At 37.7% G+C, this 20,085-nt stretch carries 12 protein-coding genes and 1 pseudogene; 2 read left to right on the top strand and 11 right to left on the bottom strand.

Annotation, left to right across the window (positions count from 1 at the left end; all coding sequences use genetic code 11):
• Positions 1-54 precede the first annotated feature (54 nt).
• Complete coding sequence (locus ACI7T6_RS02030; protein ID WP_404665930.1) at positions 55-366, bottom strand: hypothetical protein; 312 nt, start codon at positions 364-366, stop codon at positions 55-57.
• 198 nt (positions 367-564) lie between these two features.
• On the opposite strand from ACI7T6_RS02030, the gene ACI7T6_RS02025 reads away from it, so the two are divergent.
• Complete coding sequence (locus ACI7T6_RS02025; RefSeq protein WP_404665929.1) at positions 565-3,150, top strand: ATP-dependent Clp protease ATP-binding subunit; 2,586 nt, start codon at positions 565-567, stop codon at positions 3,148-3,150.
• An 11-nt stretch (positions 3,151-3,161) separates the two neighbouring features.
• Here the strand turns inward: ACI7T6_RS02025 and ACI7T6_RS02020 are convergent, their stop codons facing one another.
• From ACI7T6_RS02020 to fabF, 7 genes are all read right to left on the bottom strand, one after another.
• Positions 3,162-3,425 carry a hypothetical protein gene (locus tag ACI7T6_RS02020; RefSeq protein ID WP_404665928.1) on the bottom strand — a complete coding sequence of 88 codons (264 nt, stop codon included), beginning with the start codon at positions 3,423-3,425 and terminating at the stop codon, positions 3,162-3,164.
• Between the two features lie 27 nt (positions 3,426-3,452).
• The gene (gene cysS, locus ACI7T6_RS02015; protein WP_404665927.1) at positions 3,453-4,862 is read right to left on the bottom strand and encodes a cysteine--tRNA ligase; all 1,410 of its coding nucleotides are present in this window, start codon (positions 4,860-4,862) and stop codon (positions 3,453-3,455) included.
• The gene (locus ACI7T6_RS02010) at positions 4,859-7,522 is read right to left on the bottom strand and encodes an AMP-binding protein (protein WP_404665926.1); all 2,664 of its coding nucleotides are present in this window, start codon (positions 7,520-7,522) and stop codon (positions 4,859-4,861) included. Before ACI7T6_RS02010 ends, cysS begins: the two co-directional genes overlap by 4 nt.
• Positions 7,523-7,607: 85 nt before the next feature.
• On the bottom strand, positions 7,608-8,273 hold the full coding sequence (locus ACI7T6_RS02005) for a hypothetical protein (protein WP_404665925.1): 666 nt from the start codon (positions 8,271-8,273) through the stop codon (positions 7,608-7,610).
• Positions 8,274-8,947: 674 nt separating this feature from the next.
• Complete coding sequence (locus ACI7T6_RS02000; RefSeq protein ID WP_404665924.1) at positions 8,948-10,396, bottom strand: hypothetical protein; 1,449 nt, start codon at positions 10,394-10,396, stop codon at positions 8,948-8,950.
• Between the two features lie 134 nt (positions 10,397-10,530).
• Positions 10,531-10,959 carry an NUDIX domain-containing protein gene (locus ACI7T6_RS01995; protein WP_404665923.1) on the bottom strand — a complete coding sequence of 143 codons (429 nt, stop codon included), beginning with the start codon at positions 10,957-10,959 and terminating at the stop codon, positions 10,531-10,533.
• On the bottom strand, positions 10,956-12,212 hold the full coding sequence (gene fabF, locus ACI7T6_RS01990) for a beta-ketoacyl-ACP synthase II (RefSeq protein ID WP_404665922.1): 1,257 nt from the start codon (positions 12,210-12,212) through the stop codon (positions 10,956-10,958). The genes ACI7T6_RS01995 and fabF overlap by 4 nt, the downstream gene beginning before the upstream one ends.
• Positions 12,213-12,854: 642 nt before the next feature.
• On the opposite strand from fabF, the gene ACI7T6_RS01985 reads away from it, so the two are divergent.
• Positions 12,855-14,480 (top strand): hypothetical protein, encoded by a 1,626-nt coding sequence (locus ACI7T6_RS01985; protein WP_404665921.1) that lies wholly within the window; start codon positions 12,855-12,857, stop codon positions 14,478-14,480.
• 45 nt (positions 14,481-14,525) lie between these two features.
• Here the strand turns inward: ACI7T6_RS01985 and ACI7T6_RS01980 are convergent.
• From ACI7T6_RS01980 to ACI7T6_RS01970, 3 genes and pseudogenes are all read right to left on the bottom strand, one after another.
• Positions 14,526-14,670, bottom strand: a pseudogene (locus ACI7T6_RS01980) (IS5/IS1182 family transposase); the annotation flags it as partial.
• A 317-nt stretch (positions 14,671-14,987) separates the two neighbouring features.
• The gene (locus tag ACI7T6_RS01975; RefSeq protein ID WP_404665920.1) at positions 14,988-17,177 is read right to left on the bottom strand and encodes a hypothetical protein; all 2,190 of its coding nucleotides are present in this window, start codon (positions 17,175-17,177) and stop codon (positions 14,988-14,990) included.
• 160 nt (positions 17,178-17,337) lie between these two features.
• Positions 17,338-20,070 (bottom strand): tetratricopeptide repeat protein, encoded by a 2,733-nt coding sequence (locus ACI7T6_RS01970; protein WP_404665919.1) that lies wholly within the window; start codon positions 20,068-20,070, stop codon positions 17,338-17,340.
• Positions 20,071-20,085 lie beyond the last annotated feature (15 nt).

Genomic DNA, 20,085 nt, shown 5'->3' with positions numbered 1-20,085 from the left:
ATATAAAAACTTAATTTGTTAGTTGCATCGATGCGAAGGCGATAACACAAAGCGTTAATTTAAATTCAAAGCCTCTCTCTGTAACAGCTTGAACCATCTTAGCATAAGATAAACAACTCCACTGATAGCCGTTTCTATGAGATTTCGAGCCTCACGCTTATCTTGTTCTATTTCTTTTGGATGGTGTCTTTTTGAGTTTTTTTCCTCTCTGCTACCTAGTTTAATTCCTTTTTCCTGAAGCAGATTTTCCTTCCATCCATAGTTGATATATGCCCTGTCTTCACAAAACAAATTTTCTTTTAAAAGAGGAATATTAATAAGCTTTAATCTGGCTAAACCATGCTCACTTACAGGAGAGATGATCATTGCTTAACCAAGTTGTTTTTTTTCTGGAGCAAACCCTTTTGAAACAATTGAAATTTTAATTCAAACTCTTATCTCTCTCATTAATCTGTTACTTATCAACTAACAAGTTAGGTGTCACGCCTCTAAAATACCTATCAAATCCCATTTCTTGCACTATTTCAAATAGAGTGCTATCTTTAAGCTTTTAGGAGGTGAAAGATGGCTCTTCAACTCACAGAAAAAGTTCAAGAAGCACTTGAACAGGCAGTACGGTCTGCAGAAGCGTTTCATCATACAGAAGTTTCAGATCTCCATCTTCTTTTAGCTCTTTTGCAAGACACAGATGGATATTTCCCCTCTTTTATAAGTAAGCAGAAGCTCTCTTTAGAAAGTCTCATGCAAAAAGTACAAGACTCTCTTAAAAAACTTGCCACTTATAGTCAAGACCCTAAGCCCCCGCAAATAGCTACTTCCTTAAAGCAGCTTTTACAAGAAGCTGACTCTCTCAGAGAGGAGTGGAAAGATCAATACATCGCAACAGATCACCTTTTATATCTCTTTTGGAAAAGTACCAAAGAGCCGTTTTATACGTGGAAAAAATCATCACAACTATCTCTTGAAAATCTAAAGCAAATCATACTACAACTTCGAGGAGGAGAGTCCATGGAATCACCCACTTCAGAACAAGGCATTGGAGCGCTAGATAAATATTGTAAAAACATGACAGCTCTTGCAAAATCGGGAAAACTTGACCCTGTCATTGGAAGGGATGAAGAAATCAGAAGAGCGATGCAGGTGTTATCAAGAAGAACCAAGAATAATCCCCTTCTCATCGGAGAGCCAGGAGTTGGAAAAACAGCTATTGCAGAAGGGCTGGCTCAACGAATTATTCAAGGAGATGTGCCAGACTCTTTAAAAGGAAAAGAGCTTATGGCACTTGATATGGGAAGCTTAATTGCAGGAGCTAAATACCGAGGCGAATTTGAAGAGCGGCTAAAGAGCATTTTAAAATCGGTAGAAAAAAGTGATGGGCAAATTCTTCTTTTTATCGATGAGGTGCATACGCTTGTGGGAGCAGGCGCCAGTGAAGGGGCGATGGATGCTGCTAACCTTTTAAAACCCGCACTAGCAAGAGGCACTCTTCACTGTATCGGCGCTACAACTTTAAATGAATACCAAAAGTACATTGAGAAAGATGCTGCTTTAGAAAGACGGTTTCAAACAATTACCATTGAAGAGCCGTCTCTTGAAAATGCCATTGCCATTTTAAGAGGACTAAAAGAGCGGTATGAAAACTTTCATGGAGTGAGAATTACAGAAAGCGCGCTTCATGCAGCTGTTTTTCTCTCGAGTAGATACATTGCAGACCGTCAGCTTCCTGATAAAGCGATTGATCTCATTGATGAAGCTGCTAGCTTAATCCGGATGCAGTTAGGCAGTAGACCCCTTCCCATTGATCAAAAAGAAAGAGAGCTTTCATCTCTCATTGTAAAACAAGAAGCGCTTAAACAAGAAGACTCCCCTCTTTCTCTTACAGAAAGAGAAAAACTTGCAAAAGAGATCGAAGAAAAAAAATCTCAGCTATCTCTTTTAAAAGAGCGGTGGAATAAAGAAAAAGGTGAGATTAACGCCTTAAAAGAGCTAAAAAATAAACTTGAGCAGCTCAAATTCCAAGAGGAAGAGGCTGACCGTAAAGGCGATTACAATAAAGTTGCAGAGCTAAGATACAGTAAAATACCGCATCTTGAAAAAGAGATTGACGAGTGTCAGCAAAAACTAGGTAGCCAGCAAGACAGACTTTTGCAAGAAGAAGTCGATGAGCCGCTCATTGCTCAAATCGTCTCAAAATGGACAGGAATTCCTGTGCAAAAAATGGTGGGAAAAGAGGCAGAAAGACTCATTCATTTAGAAGAGACTCTAGCTAAAAGTGTGATCGGACAACCCTATGCCATTCAGGCTATAAGTGAAGCGATTCGAAGATCAAGAACCGGGCTTTCTGACCCTTTAAGACCCATCGGGGCCTTTTTGTTTGTGGGGCCAACTGGTGTGGGGAAAACAGAGCTTGCTAAAGCGCTTGCAAGAGAGCTCTTTAATCAAGAAGAGGCGATGGTAAGACTTGATATGTCAGAGTATATGGAAAGGCACACCGTCTCCAAACTGATCGGCTCTCCTCCTGGATACATTGGGTATGAAGAGGGAGGACAGCTTACTGAAGCTATCAGACGGCACCCTTACACCGTTGTGCTTTTTGATGAGATTGAAAAAGCGCACCCTGATGTGTTTAATATCCTCTTACAAATTTTTGATGATGGGAGATTAACAGATAGTAAAGGAAGAGTTGTAAACTGTAAAAACGCGCTCTTTATTATGACATCAAATTTAGGATCCACTGAGCTTTTAGAGTTTTTATCGAGAAATCCCTCTTCAAGAGAAGAAATTATAGCGGTTGTTGATCCCATCTTAAAGCAGCACTTTAGACCAGAGTTTCTTAACCGTTTAGATGATATCCTTCCGTTTCTTCCTCTTCATCAAAAAGATATGCAGTCAATTGTCTCACTGCAGCTCAATCTTGTGAAAAAACGGCTGCAAGATAAACATGTCTTCTTGAAATGGGATAATGCTACCCTCTCTTACCTAGGAGATAAAGGGTATGATCCTCTTTATGGGGCTAGACCCTTAAAAAGACTCATTCAACATGAAGTGGTCTCTTTACTCTCTTCTGCGATTTTAAAAGGAGATATTACTTCTTCAAAAACGGTGACTCTTCATGTCAAAGATAACCAAATATCCTTTACCGTAGAGTAAAGGATATTAGATTAAGCTCTCTCTTTTAAGAGAAGCTCTACTAAAGAAAGGCCGTGGGGGGTGAGGAAGAAAGAGTCTTCACTTCCCTTCTTAATGAAGTTTGCTTGCGCAAGGTGCTTTGAAATCGCATTAACCCCTTTATCATTTTGACCAATGGCTCTTCCAATCACAAACCGTCCAATCTCTTCAAATTCACTCCCCTTTTCTAAGGAAAGCTCATGGAGTTTCAGTAAGAACAGTTCATCTTTGGTGGTTGCTTTTTTATTTTTACTCATAACTTTTTATTGTTGTAGATTTAAGATCTAAGGCGTAATTTTTTTAAGTCTAGCCCCTAAGGGAGTGTCTTCAATCAAATACCCTCTCTCAAGAAGAAGATCTCGGCACTGATCTGCTAAGGCCCAATTTTTTTCTTTTCTTGCAGCTATTCTTTCTTGAAGAAGGAGTGTCAGCTCATGAGATAAAGGCTCTTCTTCACTCTCAAATTTAAAGATAGCAAGCACGGCATCGATTTTTTTAAAAAAGGCGAGAATCTCCTCTTTTTGCTCACGCCCAATTTTATAGGCATCACATAAGCTATTGATCACCCGGATTAAATCAAACACAGCAGCAAGGGCCTCTGAAATATTTAAATCATCCGAAAGCGCCTCAGAAAAAGCCCTCAGCGCTTTTTCTAAGAGCGGCGTGATCACATTCTCTTCTACCAAGTGATTTAAGGAAGAGATTCTTCTCATAAAATCATCGATTCTAGTTATTGAGTTTACAGCAGATTGAAGCGCCTCAAATGAGAAATTAAGCTGGGTGCGGTAGTGCGTTTGTAAGAGAAGATATCTCACTTCTCTTCCTGAATGACCACGCTTTAGTAAATCTCTTAATGTGTAGAAATTGCCTAAACTCTTAGACATTTTCTTATGCTCTACAAGAAGGTGGTGTGCATGGAGCCAAAACCTTGAAAACTTTTGGTGCGTACACGCCTCAGACTGAGCGATCTCATTTTCATGATGCGGAAACAAGTTATCAATGCCTCCCACATGAATATCAAGTGAGGGGCCAAGAAGAGAAATGGCCATCGCTGAGCACTCAATGTGCCAGCCAGGTCTTCCTTTTCCAAAAGGACTCTCCCAAAAAATATCTCCATCTCTTAAAGGATCATAAGCTTTCCACAGCACAAAGTCAGCTGCTTGCTCTTTATCATACTCATCAGAGGCTACTCTATTTGAGGCGCCAGCTTTTAAATCATGCAGATGAAAGTGCGAGAGCCTTCCGTAGTTTGGGCACTTAGAAATCGCGTAGTAGATGCTTCCATCAGCGCCTCTATAGGCGATATTTTCTTTGATAAGCGTTTCAATGAGGGCAATCATCTCTAAAATGAAATCTGTCGCATGAGGATAAAACTCTACTGGCTCAATATGAAGCGTTTTTAAATCTTCAAAAAAAGCATCTATGTAAGGCTGAGTAAACTCTTTTAAAGATATTTTTCTCTCAAGAGCACCTTTCAACGTTTTATCATCAATATCTGTGATATTCATCGCTTGAGTCACTTTAAACCCAAAAAACTTTAAAGACCTTCTAAGAAGGTCTTCAAAGACATAGGTTCTAAAGTTCCCAATATGGGCAAAATTGTACACCGTGGGGCCGCAGGTGTACATTTTAATGTGATTATCTTCTGCAGTTAAAAGCTCTTTTTGCAAAGTTTCCGTGTTATAGAGCTTCATACCATCTCTTCTAAACGGCTATGTTGGATTTTACCTGTTGCAGTGACGGGAATCTCTTTAATCTGCTTCACATCAGAGAGCCTAACTATCCGTCCAAACCCGCTCTCACGGATCGCTTCGTTCACTGTATCTTTATCAATCAAAAAGGTGGTAAATAAGATGAGAAGCGGCTTATCACTTTTGGGCTCTTTAGCAACCACTGCAAGAGAGGGCATTTCTGCCTCTTTTGCGCTCATCCAAGACTTGGTATGCGCAAGCTTTAGAAGCTCTTCTTCAAGCCCGATGAGGCTCACCATCTCCCCTCCGATCTTGACAAAACGTCTTAGTCTTCCTGTGAGCATAAGGCATCCAGACTCTGAGATATATCCTCTATCTCCAGATCTGTACCACTCTTTCCCATCTATCTTAATAAAAGGAGATCTAATATCTCCTAAATACCCTTTAAAGACGTTAGAACCAAAAATGCAGATCTCCCCCTCTTCTGAAGAAGGGATTTTTTCTAACGTTTCAGGATGTACAACACAAAGCTTAACTCCTGGAATCGGTTTTCCCACTCCTTCTCTTACACTTTTGATCCGTGTTAAAGATACAACAGGGCTACACTCCGTGACTCCGTACCCTTCAAGCATGGTAATGCCAAGCTTTTCTACTTTTTGGAAAAGATCAGGGGGACACTTTTCAGCTCCTCCAATCATTAGCCGCAGGGATTTTAATTGCTGAGGTTTTGCCGCATTAACAAGCCCTTGTAAAAACGTAGGAGCTGAACAGAGAATAGACACTCTCCAATCTTTAATCTCTTGCGCCATCTGGGTGTATTGTGTTGGATCGGGTGCATAATACACCCTAAGCCCTGTGAGAAGCGGTAAAAGCCCGGTAATAGAAAATCCAAACGAGTGAAAAGGAGGCAGTCCCCCGTACATCACATCAGAGGGAAGTAGATGAATACACGATATCCCGCTTGTTTGATTGGATAAGATATTTTTATGGGATAGAGGAACTGCTTTTGCAAGAGACTCTGTCCCACTTGTAAATAAAATCACGGCAGGATCTTCTGGCTGTACATATTCTAACTTTAAATCTTTTAAAAGCTGAGAAGAGCTGCGTAAAAGACCATACATCCCCTTTAATTTACTCCATAAAGAAACTGACTCTTTGACATCTTCCATACAGAGTAAAAGATCATCAATCTCTCCTAAATCCCCATCCGCTAGATGCTCTAAAAACTTCCTTGAGCTTAACACCGTGTGAAGATCAGCTGTTTTTCGATTTTGGTTTAAAGATCTCGTTCCTGTTGTCCAATTGAGCATTACAGGAGTTTTATCTGCTAATAAAAGCGCTAACATAATCACATACGTCATCGTTGTAGAGGGAAGTAAAACTCCGATCTTTTTGTCTTCTAAATGCCTAAAATGGTGACTTAAAGTGAGTGCAATGAGTTTAAGTCTTCGGTAACTCACAGCTCCCATTTGACGATCCGCTGCTGCAGAGTGATGATCCATCCGGTCACACACTCTTAAAAATGCCTCTTGAATCGTAGATCCTTGAGGAGCAATTACCCCTGGACGAGACTCTTCTTTTGGCCACCCTTCATGCAGGAAATCGGTCATATTTTCAAGAGGGGGTGCAACATGAGAAATCAAACTGAGCACATCGCCTACAGTTTCTGCACTCTCTAATGTAGTCACTGTTGTTTCATAACGGTCTAAAACAAATGTCTGCAGTTCAGCCATATCTAAAGAATCAAGCCCAAGATCTCTTGCAAGCCGGTCTTCTTTTTGAACAGATGCTCTTTTGGCAAGCTCTCCAATTTTTTGCAGAATTTGACGCTCGGTGTCAGGATCGATAGCTGTGACCTTTTTTTCCTCTTTAACCTCAAGAGCTTTTACTTGAGGAATAGAGTGTTTATAAAAACGGTCTGAAATAAAGGTTAACGGCTCAGGACCTCTTAAGTTATACCATTTTTCAAGCGACTGGTTAAATTCAATACGAGATGTTTTTACGGGAATATGTTGCGGAAGAGATTCAAATTCAATTGTCACTTCTCGTCTAGGAGTTAAGAAAATCAGGTTCTTAAATACAATTTTTACCCCTTCCCAAAGCACTTTTCCAAAATCGGGTGTCGATCCTGTAAGAGCGCGTGAAAATCTGCTGCCCCATAATCCTGTTGTTCTCACTAAAACAACATTTGTATCTGGACACTCTTGAAGGATATTGTGGGCAAAGGAGGCGCCGCCAATCACTTCTTCAGCTCCTACTTTGAGTCTTCCTGCTGGATAAATTAAGTAGTTTTCCCCTTTCTTTAATCCCTCTGCAATCAAATCAAAGCATTTCTGCACTTTTTTCTGCTTCCATTTGTTGATCATTCCGCTCATATCGGGAATAGGGATAGCACCAACAAGCTTTTGGAAATAGCTAGCCCCTTTTAAATAGTAAAATTGCTCAACAACAAGAGGGTGAGGTCGGTATTGATCCCATAGAATTAAACTTAAAATAATAGGATCAATTTCTGCCGGGTGATTAGGAAGAAAAAGAACTCCCCCGGTTTTACTGAAGTTTTTAGGATGAAGGTTTTCTAACCCGCGAATCTTTAACCTGTAACGGATACTAATCCCCATTCGGAGAATATAATAGATAATATTGACCCAAATTTTTTTAAACATGCCCTCAATTATCCCATGTGACTCATTCAAGAGTCAATTGCATTTTCTTAAGGCCTCAAAAACTTAAGGCTTATTTGAGTGTTTGCTATGTTGAAATATCTCTCTTTTTACCCGTATTGCTTCCTCTTTCATACCCCATTAAGCCGCTCTTATTTTCTTCTTGCACAAGTTTGTTAAGCGCATCAATTTCATCATCAAGCATCTGAAAAATTTTCCTTGAAGTTTCACTATCTAATTGACCTGATCTTGCTCTATGGGCAAGATTACAAATATCAAAATCTTCAATGTTTTCAACTCTCCCTTGATGAGCTTCGATATATACATCAAGCTCTGGATCAGCATAAAATTCAGCCTCACATCTTTTTACGTCTTCATCAATACGCTCTTCCAATTTTTCTTTTAATGCATGATCAATTTCACTAGAATGTATCAATTGATACATCCTAATTACTTGTTCAATTTTAAGAGTATCCTCTGGATGATTAATCAATTTTTCGGCCTCTTGAATAGCCTTTGCTGATTTTAATGGATCTTGTTCTAAAGAGATCAATGGATAAGACTGCTTTAAAAGAGATGGTTCAAATTGATTTCTTTGATTTGCTGATGGATCACTTAAATGCGTTGATTGACAAGATTGAGCTTTGCCAATTGTGGCATGACAAAAAAAGAGCTTTTGAGAAAAATTTTGAGCTTGTGAAAATCCTACCAATTGGCTTTTTCGCATGAACTGCAAATAATTTATAATTCTCATATTCACCTCGCAATATAATGTTTTTACAAATAACCATAATTCTTATCTAATAACACATAAACATCAATTCTAACATTTATTACTGTAAGATGTATTGCATTGATGCCGTCCATGATAACCATTTAGGAAGAACTTTTGATAAGCTTTTCTCTTATGGCTATAATCCTCTTTTTTTAAGCTGTAGCTTAGGGAAAGAACTCTTTGATTTGAAGCGTGTAAAAAATTCCGTTATTGAGGCTCTACAAGTATAGGGGCTCATGGAGAATATGTAGATAATAGAGAGCTTGTCACCTTTTGGCATTCTCAAGATCATCACTCTGACTTAACGCAGTTGATCATCGACCTAATCAGAAGTAAAGACGGAGATAGCCCCCTTCTATAAAAACGGCCCGCGGTCACACTTTTGATAAAGCTCTTTTTAGGGAAAGATTTAAAGAACTTCAAGGCCACATTCAAGCTGGAAAATATTATCTATTTTGTAGAATAGGGAATCAATCTTCAGAAAGCAAGCCGTGTGTAGGGTCTAACAATCCTACATGCATCATAAGCTCAAGATGCAATCATGTGCTATCTTCTCTAGTTTTTTTTGTATTTATTACCAAATAGAAGAATACTAATAAGTCAGTTTTGCACATGATGCAATGCAGCTCTCTTAAATAAACGCTTTAAATGAACTATTCCTTACCTAGAAGAAGAGGCTGTGACTCTAGATAACTCTCCAATACCTCGGAGGTCAGCTCTGCTTTTGTTAAAAGCGTCTCTCTTAGATCTTCTGGAATATCCATGATAAATGCAGCGATATCAGGAAGAGCACTTTCTTTTAAAAGCCCTTGAAATTTTTGGAGTTCAAGATCCAGCTCTGCAATCAACTTCTCGTTGGGAAGTCCCTTTTTTTGAATGATTTGCTGCATAAAGTCTTGGATGATATCGAGTGTTGCTGTAGAAAGCAGAAGGAATAAAGAGCTACACATCACAATTTCAACAGCTACTTGCTCATACCGATTACTCTCATAAAACTCTCCCCAGATGACAACAGTTGGACCAAGAGCTAGCACGGTATTGATCAGCCCTAAAGCGTTAAGAGTAAAGGTGAGTTTAGGATAGATCTGCGAGGCAATGGAAGGGTCTTTTCTTCCTTTAATTAAATTCACAACAGCTTGCGATACACGCTGCGTTGTTCCAATGATAGCTTGCCCTGTGAGATAGAGCCAAGAAATTCCAGTTGCAATCGCAATGGCTCCAGCTGCCACTTCATTATCAATAAAATGCTCCTCGGTCTTTTCCCAGGTGTACATCACAAGCGCAGCTTCAAAAGCCGCTGTAAGCATAGCTCCTGCTACAAAAGAGACTCTTTTACAGATCTTACTCTCTTGAACGACAGGTTTTATAGCTTTTGGCTTAAATACCTTCTGTATGTAAGCTGTCAGATCTTTTTGCCCTCTAATGGAATCAAGCTCTAGGATCTTTTCCATTTTATCTTGTAAAGAAGATTGCCGAAATATATCTCTATACTCTTGGATAAGCCCCATCATACTTAGGCGTGCTTGCTGCAGTTTTTTTCCTGTTTGATCAATGAGCATTTTTTTTAAAACATTATCCACCGTGAGCTGTAGTGATCTAATGGGAATAAAGACCCCAGCTCCGAGGAGCACAATAAATCCCGGCACTTTAAACTGTCCATCATAGTCAAGGGCGGGTAATGCGATGGGAATCTGAGGAAAGATAGAGATAGCAAGCGCTCCTGTAAGAGTAGCTAGTTGATAAAGCGCTCCTCTTCCGCCTCTCTTGATGAGTAAAGATTCACTTTTGCCTCTTGCACCTAACGCCTCATCAATGGTGGCTCTAATTGCCCACCACTCTAAGATAAAAAAAGAGGTTGTGTTTCCAAATGCAAAAGCAGGTCCTCCTGGAAGTGTTAACGAGATGGGGATATAAGGCGCTTTAGCCCCTGCTGATACAATGAGACAAAACGTTTTAACCGCAAGACGGATGATACGGTTAGGGTCAGGAGAAGGCGTTCTCTCCACACATGTTTCATAAATAGCCTGAGAGAGTAAAGATGTGTGACCATGGGGTAAAACAGTTTGAATGTGTAATTTTGAATCAGATGGAGCTAAGTTCATAATAATCAACCCTTTTAATCATAAATAATCTATTTTAATATAGCTCTTTTACGATTTTAATCAACAGAAAATACAAGGGTTGAGTGAGAATCCTTAAAGTGAATTAAGGAATTGAAAAAGCGTCTTGGATAGAGTTACCCAAGAATATGCTGAAGATGGGATAAAACAGTTAGGTAAGTGTCTGTTGTTTTTTGAAAGGTGAGGAGTTGAGGCGCCTCTTTCAAAAGAACCCATTTGGCATGTGAAACCTCTTCTTCTTGAAGCTTAAGCTCCCCTTTAACAACTGCTGGAAAGTAGTGAACGGTCTTTAACACTCTTGTATCTCTGATGAGTTCATACTGCTCTATGAAAGAGTCTTGCGATAACACCGTTTCTATACTAAGACCTGTCTCTTCAAAGAGCTCTCTTCTAGCTGTCTCTAAAGCCATCTCTCCCACCTCTTGCCTTCCTTTAGGAAAAGCCCAGTGCCCGCCTAACGTGTGACAAATGATTAAGGTTTTCCACCCCTCTTCACTTAAATGAAGAGGGATGATGCCAAAAGATGTTTCTTGGATAAGAGTCATTTTTGAAAAGGAGCTAAGATAATGGCTGAGTTGTGCCCTCCAAACCCAAAGGAGTTGGAAAGAGCGGCTGTCACCACTTTTTCTTTTTTGTGGTTGGGAACGCAATCAAGATCTTGAATGATCTCTTCTGGGTCATCAAGATTAATCGTTGGATGGAGTAAGTTGGTTTGAATGGCTTTAATGGTAGCGATCGCTTCAATTCCACCAGCAGCTCCTAGGCAGTGCCCTGTCATAGATTTTGTTGAATTAATTGAAAGCTGTTTTGCATGATCGCCAAAGTAGTGCTTAATGCCTGTGATTTCACATACATCGCCTGCAAGTGTTGAGGTGGCATGCGCATTCACATAGTTAATCTGTTCCTTCTCAATCCCTGCATCTTGAACAGCTAGCCTAATGCATTCAGAAACACCAGAGCCATCTTCACGAGGTGATGTGATATGATACGCATCACAATTGACACTTCCCCCTAAATACTCTGCTAAAATAGGAGCTCCTCTTGCAAGAGCGTGCTCTAAGCTCTCTAACACAAGAACACCCGCCCCTTCTCCAATCACAAAACCGTCCCGGCTTTTATCCCACGGACGGGACGCTTTTTGAAAATCGTCATTTCTCTCTGATAGCGCTTTACAAGCCACAAACCCTGCAACCCCGATCGGATTTAAAGACGCCTCAGCGCCTCCGCACACCATAAGATCGGCATCACCTCTTTGAATATGCTCAGCAGCTGATACAATGCAGTAGTTAGCTGTTGCGCATGCCGTTGAAACCGAGTAGTTAGGCCCTTGAAACCCCAGATCCATGGCAAGCATGGCTCCCCCCATATTGGTAATGATATAGGGAACAAAGAAAGGAGAGAGTCTTTTATGTCCACTTTGCAAAAGTGTTTCCACCCCTTCGTAAAATGTCTTCATTCCGCCCATACCAGAGCCGATAATGACCCCGCAACGGAGCTTATTTAATGTACTTAACTTATCTTCTGAAAGATTGCTGTGCTCTAACGCTTTTTTCCCTGCAACTACCGTGTATCTCACAAAAGGATCAACTCGTCTTGCCTGTTTTTTATCTAGGTAGTTGCCGATATCAAAATCTTTAACACTTCCTGCAAACCGAGTAGGGTAGTTTTCGCAAGGAAATTCTGTAATAGGAGTAATACCGCTTTTGCCTTCTAGCAATTGTTGGTAAAAATGATCAACATCTGTTCCAAAGCATGAGACAATGCCCATTCCTGTAATTACAACGCGTTTCTTTTTCATAGCAGTTAACAGAATATCATTAAGGTGTTAATTTTTCAATGGAAGAGATTAAAGCTTAGATCGCTCATAATAAGCAACTTATGTAAAAAACAAACCTTATTTGAAGATGATAAATCTCTTTTAAGCTCTATACACCCCTTGAAAAAACCTTTAATATCAATTTATTTAAAAAGAGAGCTTTTATAGAAGTAAGGGCTTTTATGATCGATCATATCTAAAAGCTTTAAAGTCATCTTAACTTCTTCTCTTTTAGAGACATTTATCATACCCTTAAGAACATTCATCTATTATAGCTTGATATAATCTCCCTACAATACATAGACCATTATCATTTTTTAGGCAAAATCTAGGGGCCTATAAAAAATTTAAAGCGAAAAATAAGAAAAAACAGAGCAGCCTTTTTACCTATTCAGCTTTTTTGATCCGTTCTATGATGATTCTTAAGATTCACCTTAAGGGCTACGAAGGGATTTTATAGATCCTTAATGGCTCTTCAAGACAGGGGTCATGTTAGGACAACACATCCCTAATAAAGCAATAAATTTTTATTCAGGCTCATGCCTTTTTTCTACATCTTTCAGTATCATAAAAAAGGCACTAGGGATAAGATTGAAATTCATAAAAAAAATATCAAGGATTTTTATGAGTATTTCAAATATTAATTACTTAAAGTCTTGCCCTATTAATCACCCTTCAGATTCAAATGCCTTAGAACAAGAGAGGATCTTCTTGAGAAATCAAGAGCATTTAGAGCAAGAGGGAGTCTTTTGGGCAGAAAGACTACACCATTTAACGTCTTTTGAAGCTTTGCCAGATAAAATTTTGATTAAAGGGCATCTAATAGTTACACCCTCCAATATCTGCTCTTTTGCCCTTTTAAGCTCTAAAAATGTTGAACTAGAAAGTAGTCTTGAGTGTCATCAAATTCGCTTATCTCACGTCCTAGATAAAGATACTCATCATTTTGGGGAAGAGAAATGGGGATTTTTTCCTCAAAAACTCAAAGTGAATGGAGATGTACAACTTTCTAATCTCCATGGACTTTTTTCCTTGTCTGAGGTTTTTCAAGTTGAAAGAGACCTTGCGTTAGAGGATTGCCAAGAGCTTCAATTCCTTTCTGAACATCTTGAAGTAGGAAACAACCTTAAGATCACTAACTGTACAGCTCTTACATCTCTTCCTGCAAGACTAGAGATTAAATATAATCTTACAGTTAGTGACTGCAGCGCTCTTACAGCTTTACCGCAAGGACTTAAAGTGGGAAATAATCTTAATCTCTCACATTGTAGAACTCTTGCATGTCTTCCTAAAGGACTTAAAATTGGAAAAAATCTTAACTTAAGTTTCTGCTCAGCTCTTACACATCTTCCTGAAGAATTTGAAATAGAAAATGATCTTACCTTAAGTTATTGCCCCCTCCTTAAGGCTTTACCAGATAAGCTTAAAATTAATGGTTCTCTTTATCTTTTTCATTGTATAGGGATTACATGTCTTCCTGAAGGACTTGAAGTGGAAAAAGATCTTAACCTCTCAAGTTGCTCAGCCCTTACTACTTTACCTAAGAATCTTAAAGTTAAAGGGTTTCTTAATCTCCCTTATTGTACAAGTATTACATGTCTTCCTGAAGAACTTGAAGTGGAAAAAGATCTTAATCTTTCAAGTTGTATAGCTCTTACTACTTTACCTAAAAATCTAAAAGTTAAAGGCTCTCTTTATCTCTATAATTGTACAAGTATTACATGTCTTCCTGAAGGACTTGAAGTGGAAAAAGATCTTAATCTTTCAAATTGCATAGCCCTTACTGCTTTACCTAAACATCTTCAAATTAAAGGCTCTCTTGACCTCTCTAACTGCGCAGCTCTTACACATCTTCCTGAAGGGCTTAAAGTAGAAAAAGATCTTAATCTCTCAAATTGCATAGCCCTTATTACTTTACCTAAAAATCTTCAGGTTAAAGGCTCTCTTGATCTTTCTAACTGCGCAGCTCTTACGCATCTTCCTGAAGGACTTGAAGTAGAAAAAGATCTTAATCTCTCAAATTGCACAGCCCTTACTGCTTTACCTAAAAATCTTAAAATTAAAGGATCTCTTAATCTTTCTAACTGCGCAGCTCTTACATCTCTTCCTGAAGGACTTGAAGTAGAAAAAGATCTTAATCTCTCAAATTGCATAGCCCTTACTGCTTTACCTAAAAATCTTCAGGTTAAAGGATCTCTTAACCTCTCTAACTGCATAGCTCTTAAGATAACGCCGTGTAATATATTATGATGAATGATAAAGAAGATCTTTTTGAAAAGATCGAATCGATTTCTTTCAAAATCCATTAGAGAGTTCTAAATGATAAATCCCTGTAGTAAGATTAAACCATAGCCCAAACTTTTTTCTACGATTTCTATCCTTGTTATTTATAATTTTAAATATTTTTTAGACACCCTATTACATTCTCATTCAAGGCTCTTTTCGCAGTAATCTCTCTATAAGGTATTAATTTTTCAATGAAAGAGATTTAACATTAAGCCTTTGATAATAAACAAGTTAAGCAATAAAACAAACCTTATTTGAACGATTCTGACCTCTTTTACACCCTATGTATTTCTTAAAAAAGGCCTCTTCCTTGCGCCCATCTCTTAAATAAGAACTTTCATAAAACTTCACCTCTAGGGTTAGCCCTGATTAGAAGCTAGGTCCCAAGGATAAAAGTTAACAGGATACAGCTATCATTCCTTTAGTGTAAAATATCATTATCATCATTCATCATCGCTTTGCAGTACATCCTTATTTCACTACAACTCTTTTTACATAGGAAATAAAATTTTTCAAATCAATGACCCGTTCAGAATCCAGTTCAAAGGCACGGATAAAGAGGTCTCCTTTTGAAAGAATGGTCTTCTCATCAAAAAGAAGAATACCATCTTTATCCTGCATTAAAAGAGCTGCTAAGTGATAAGCCTCAGGCTCATATGTGCCTAGCTGGATTGCTCTCATCAAGAGCTGCTTACAAGATAGTGTAATTCCATTTAAAAGCTGAATGCTTGCTACCTTTTGATGAAAAAGCTCTTTTCCTAAAAGAAAGTAGGGCAAGCTATATTCAGGGTTAATATCAATTGCTTGTAAATAAAGAGACTCTTTGGACGCATAGTTTTTTTCATGAATGATCAAAGGAGCTTGAAAGTTTTTAGCAAGAGCCACGTAAGCTTCTTCACAAGAAGGAACATGGGTTAATAGCTTAAGTAAAAACTCCTCTCTCTTGATCAAATAAAGATCATCATCCATCATCAGAGAGTCTTGATTTGGGATGCGCGCTGCTATAGGCAAGTGAGAAGTTTCATTCTGAGTCAAATAATCTTCTTGTAAATCTTCTTTAAACATAAAGAGATAGTTAGAGACTAACCCTTTCAGTTTATACTGAGCAAGAATCCGTGCCAATGTTGTGTAAAGTGCTAGGCGATTTCTAGAAAATCGATAAGCATGTTTTAAGGCTTGACGAACTAAATTTTTTCTTCTTAAGGATTCGTGAGGATAAAGAGATTCCACTCGTCTTAAGAGAAGTTTATCATACTTCTCATCTAAGCTTGCTTCTTCGTAACATGTTCTTTTATCGTAGAATTTCTCATTTAATAGAACGCGCTGCTCAGGGTGAAGAGCATCTCCTATTTTCATTAAAATATGCGGGCTTTGATATTTTTTGTAGGCATATTGATATGCCATTAATTTTGTAAATTTTGTTCCGTCTTGCAGTACGGTATACTTTCTATAAGAGAGATAGTCGCCAACTCCTGTATCTCCTCTATATTCTAAATCGCTAAGTGAAAGCATAGGAAGTGCATGTTGATAGAGTGCTTTTACAGAAAGCATCTTCCCATTTTTTAATGTTAGAGAAGCCCCCTCTTTGAGAAGCTGTGTTCTAAGAGAAATATCGTTATTAACAAGAGACTTTGTTTTCTCATGTAGATAATTCGCTATAGAAAGAAAATGATGCGCAAACCGCGCGCTAAAAGCTTGGGTAGGATCTATATCTAGTGCCTCTTTAAAAAGAAATTCACACTCTATAATTTCTCTTTTTTCTAAAGGAATAAAAGAGTGTTGAATGATTTCAATTAATCCGAAATGATTTTCTATATTTTTTGGATTTTTCTCCATTTCTTGGCTATAAAACTTCTGTAAATATTGCCTAGTTCGATCAAAATTTAATAGATTGGGGTCTAAATCAATTGCCTTATAATAGAGATCCTTCTTGGTATAGAGCTTTTCATTTAAAAGATGGATAGTTTCATTATCTTCTAAAAGAATCGCAAGGGAAAGGTTAGAAGTCCCTCCTTGAGGATCTAACTCACTAGCCTTAAGATATAGCCCTTTTTTTGTATAGGTTTCTCCACTTAACAGCTGGACCATTTCATCATCTTTTAAACAATCCGCAAGATTACAGTAAAACGCCCCCTCTTGAGGATTTAACTTAATAGCTTTAAGATACAGCTCTTTTTTTGCATAACTTTCTCCGTTGAAAAACTGAACTGTTTCATCACCCTTTAAACAATTCGCAAGACCATTATAAGATTTTTCATATTGAGGATTCAGCTGGGTAGCTTTAAGATACAGCTCTTTTTGTGTATAGCTTTCTCCATTTAAAAACTGGATTATTTCACCCTCTTTTAAAAGATCAGCAAGATTACAATAAGCCTTTTCGTCTTTGGAATTACAATGAATTTCCTGTAGCAAAGACTCTTTTTTTGCTCTATATTGATCACTTAATGGCTTATTGATCTGATGAGCATTTGCAAGATTTACCCCTGCACTCACATCTTTATTGTGATTTATCTCTAAAACAACATTTGCGATTTGTTCTGTTTTTGAAGTCTCTACTTGGAGCCTTTTAGAAGATTTTTCTTCTTCTAAAACAGAGGATAAATTTTCTTGGTGAAGAGATGCTGATTCAGCTTTCATTAAAGAATAGGGTGTAATTGTCATGATATAGCTATATGTTTAAGATGGCTTGCAATGCAAGCATATGGATAGTTTTTTTATACAAAGGTATACATATTGATGATGCGTGCCATCCTAACAAAGCCTTCAATTTAAGGCAAAATCATAACAGTATGGAAAACTAGGATTCAACAGCGGCCCATCCTTATTTGACTAGAACTCTTTTTACGTAAGAAATAAAATTTTTCAAATCAATGACCCGTTCAGAATCCAGTTCAAAGGCACGGATAAAGAGGTCTCCTCTTGAAAGAATGGTCTTCTCATCAAAAAGAAGAATACCATCTTTATCCTGCATTAAAAGAGCTGCTAAGTGATAAGCCTCAGGCTCATATGTGCCTAGCTGGATTGCTCTCATCAAGAGCTGCTTACAAGATAGTGTGCTTCCATTTAAAAGCTGAATGCTCTCTACCTTTTGATGAAAAAGCTCTTTTCCTAAAAGAAAGTAGGGCAAGCTATATTCAGGGTTAATATCAATTGCTTGTAAATAAAGAGACTCTTTGGACGCATAGTTTTTTTCATGAATGATCAAGGGAGCTTGAAAGCTTTTGGCAAGAGCTACGTAAGCTTCTTCACAAGAAGGAATATAGGTTAATAATTTAAGTAAAAACTCTTCTCTCTTGATCAAATAAAGGTCATCCTCCATCATCAGAGAGTCTTGATTTGGGATGCGCGCTGCTATAGGCAAGTGAGAAGTTTCATTCTGAGTCAAATGATCTCCTTGCAAATCTTCTTTAAACATAAAGAGGTATTTAGATACTAACTCTTTCAGTTCATACTGAGAAAGAACACGTGCCAATGTTGTGTAAGCTGCTAAGCGATCTTTAGAAAATTGATAAGCACACTCTAAAGTTTGATAAACTAACTCTTCTCTTCTTAAATATTCATGAGGATAAAGAGATTCCGCTTGTCTTAAAAAAAGTTGCTCATACCTTTCATCTAAGCTTGCTTCTTCGTAACATGTTCTTTTATCGTAGAATTTCTCATTTAATAGAACGCGCTGTTCAGGGTGAAGAGCATCTCCTATTTTCATTAAAATAGGTGGGCTTTGATGTTTTTTGTAGGCATATAGGTAAGCCATCAATTTTCTAAATTTTGTTCCGTCTTGTAATACGGTATACTTTCTATAGGAGAGATAGTCTCCAATTCCTGCATCTCCTTTATATTTTAAATCAGCAAGTGAAAGAAAAGAAAGCGCATGTTGATAGAGTGCTTTTACAGAAATCACCTCTCCATTTTTTAATGTTAGAGAAGCCCCTTGTTTGAGAAGCTGTGTTCTAAGAGAAATATCGTTATTAACAAGATACTTTGTTTTCTCATGTAGATGATTTGCTATAGAGAGAAAATAAGGCGCAAACGGCGCGCTAAGAGCTTGGGTAGGATCTATATCCAGCGCCTCTTTAAAAAGAAATTCACCATCTACAATTTCTTCATTTTTTAAAAAAATAGAAATATTTTGAATGATTTCAATTAATCCAAAATGATTTTCTATATTCTTTGGATTCTTTTCAATTTCTTGGATATAAAATTTCTGTAAATATTGCCTAGTTTGATCAAAATTTAATAGATTTGAGTCTAAATCAATTGCCTTACAGTAGAGATCCTTCTTAGTATAGGGCTTCCCATTTAAAAGATGGACAGTTTCATCATCTTCCAAAAGATTTGCAAGGCTAGAATAAGAAATTCCCTTTTGAGGATCTAACTGGATAGCCTTAAGACACAGCTCTTTTTTTGTATATGTTTCTCCACTTAACAGCTGAACCGTTTCATCATTATTTAAACAATGCGCAAGATTATTGTAAAAAATTCCCTTTTGAGGATTTAAATGGGCAGCCTTAAGGTATAGCTCTTTTTTTGTATAACTTTCTCCATTTAACAACTGAACCGTTTCATAATTATTTAAACAATGCGCAAGATTATTGTAAGAAACCCCCTCCTGAGGATTTAGCTGGATAGCCTTAAGACAGAGTTCTTTTTGTGTATAACTTTCTCCATTTGAAAACTGAACTATTTCATCATCTTTTAAATAATGTGCAAGATTACAGTAAGCTTTTCCATCTTCAGGATTTAACTGGATAGCCTTAAGATATAGCTCTTTTTTTGTATACATTTCTCCACTTAACAGCTGGACCATTTCATCATCTTTTAAATAATGCGTAAGATTATAGTAAGAAATTCCATCCCCAGGATTTAGCTGGATAGCTTTAAGATACAGCTCTTTTCTTGTATACGTTTCTCCGTTTAAAAGCTGGATCGTTTCATCATCTTTTAAACACTTCGCAAGGTTATAGTGAAAATCTCCCTCTTGAGAATTTAGCTGGATAGCCTTAAGATATAGCTCTTTTTTTGTGTAACCTTCTCCGTTTAAAAGCTGAACTATTTCATCATCCTTTAAACAATTCGCAAGATTATTGTAAGAAATTCCATCTTGAAGATTCAACGCAATAGCCTTAAGATACAGCTCTTTTTGTGTACAACTTTCTCCATTGAAAAACTCTATTGTTTCACTCTTTTTTAAAAGATCAGCAAGATTACAATAGGCATTTTCGTCTTTGGAATGACAATTAATAGCCTGTAGCAAAGACTCTTTTTTTGCGCTGTATTGATCACTTAATGGCTTATTGATCTCATGAGCATTTGTAAGATTTACCCCTATGCTCACATCTTTATTGGGATTTGTTTCTAAAACAACATTTGCGATTTGTTCTGTTTTTAAGATCTCTACTCGGAGCTTTTTAGAAGACTTTTCTTCTTCTAAAACAGAGGATAAATTTTCTTGATGAAGAGATGCTGATTCAGCTGTCATTAAAGAATAGGGTCTAATTGTCATGATATAGCTATATTTAAGATGGATTGTAATGCAAGTATATGGATGATGCATGCCATCCTAGCAAGA

This window comes from Rhabdochlamydiaceae symbiont of Dictyostelium giganteum (assembly GCF_964291045.1).
In the GTDB taxonomy this organism is placed as follows: Bacteria; Chlamydiota; Chlamydiia; order Chlamydiales; family Rhabdochlamydiaceae; genus PALSA-1444.
This window is presented reverse-complemented; position numbering and strand designations above follow the sequence as displayed.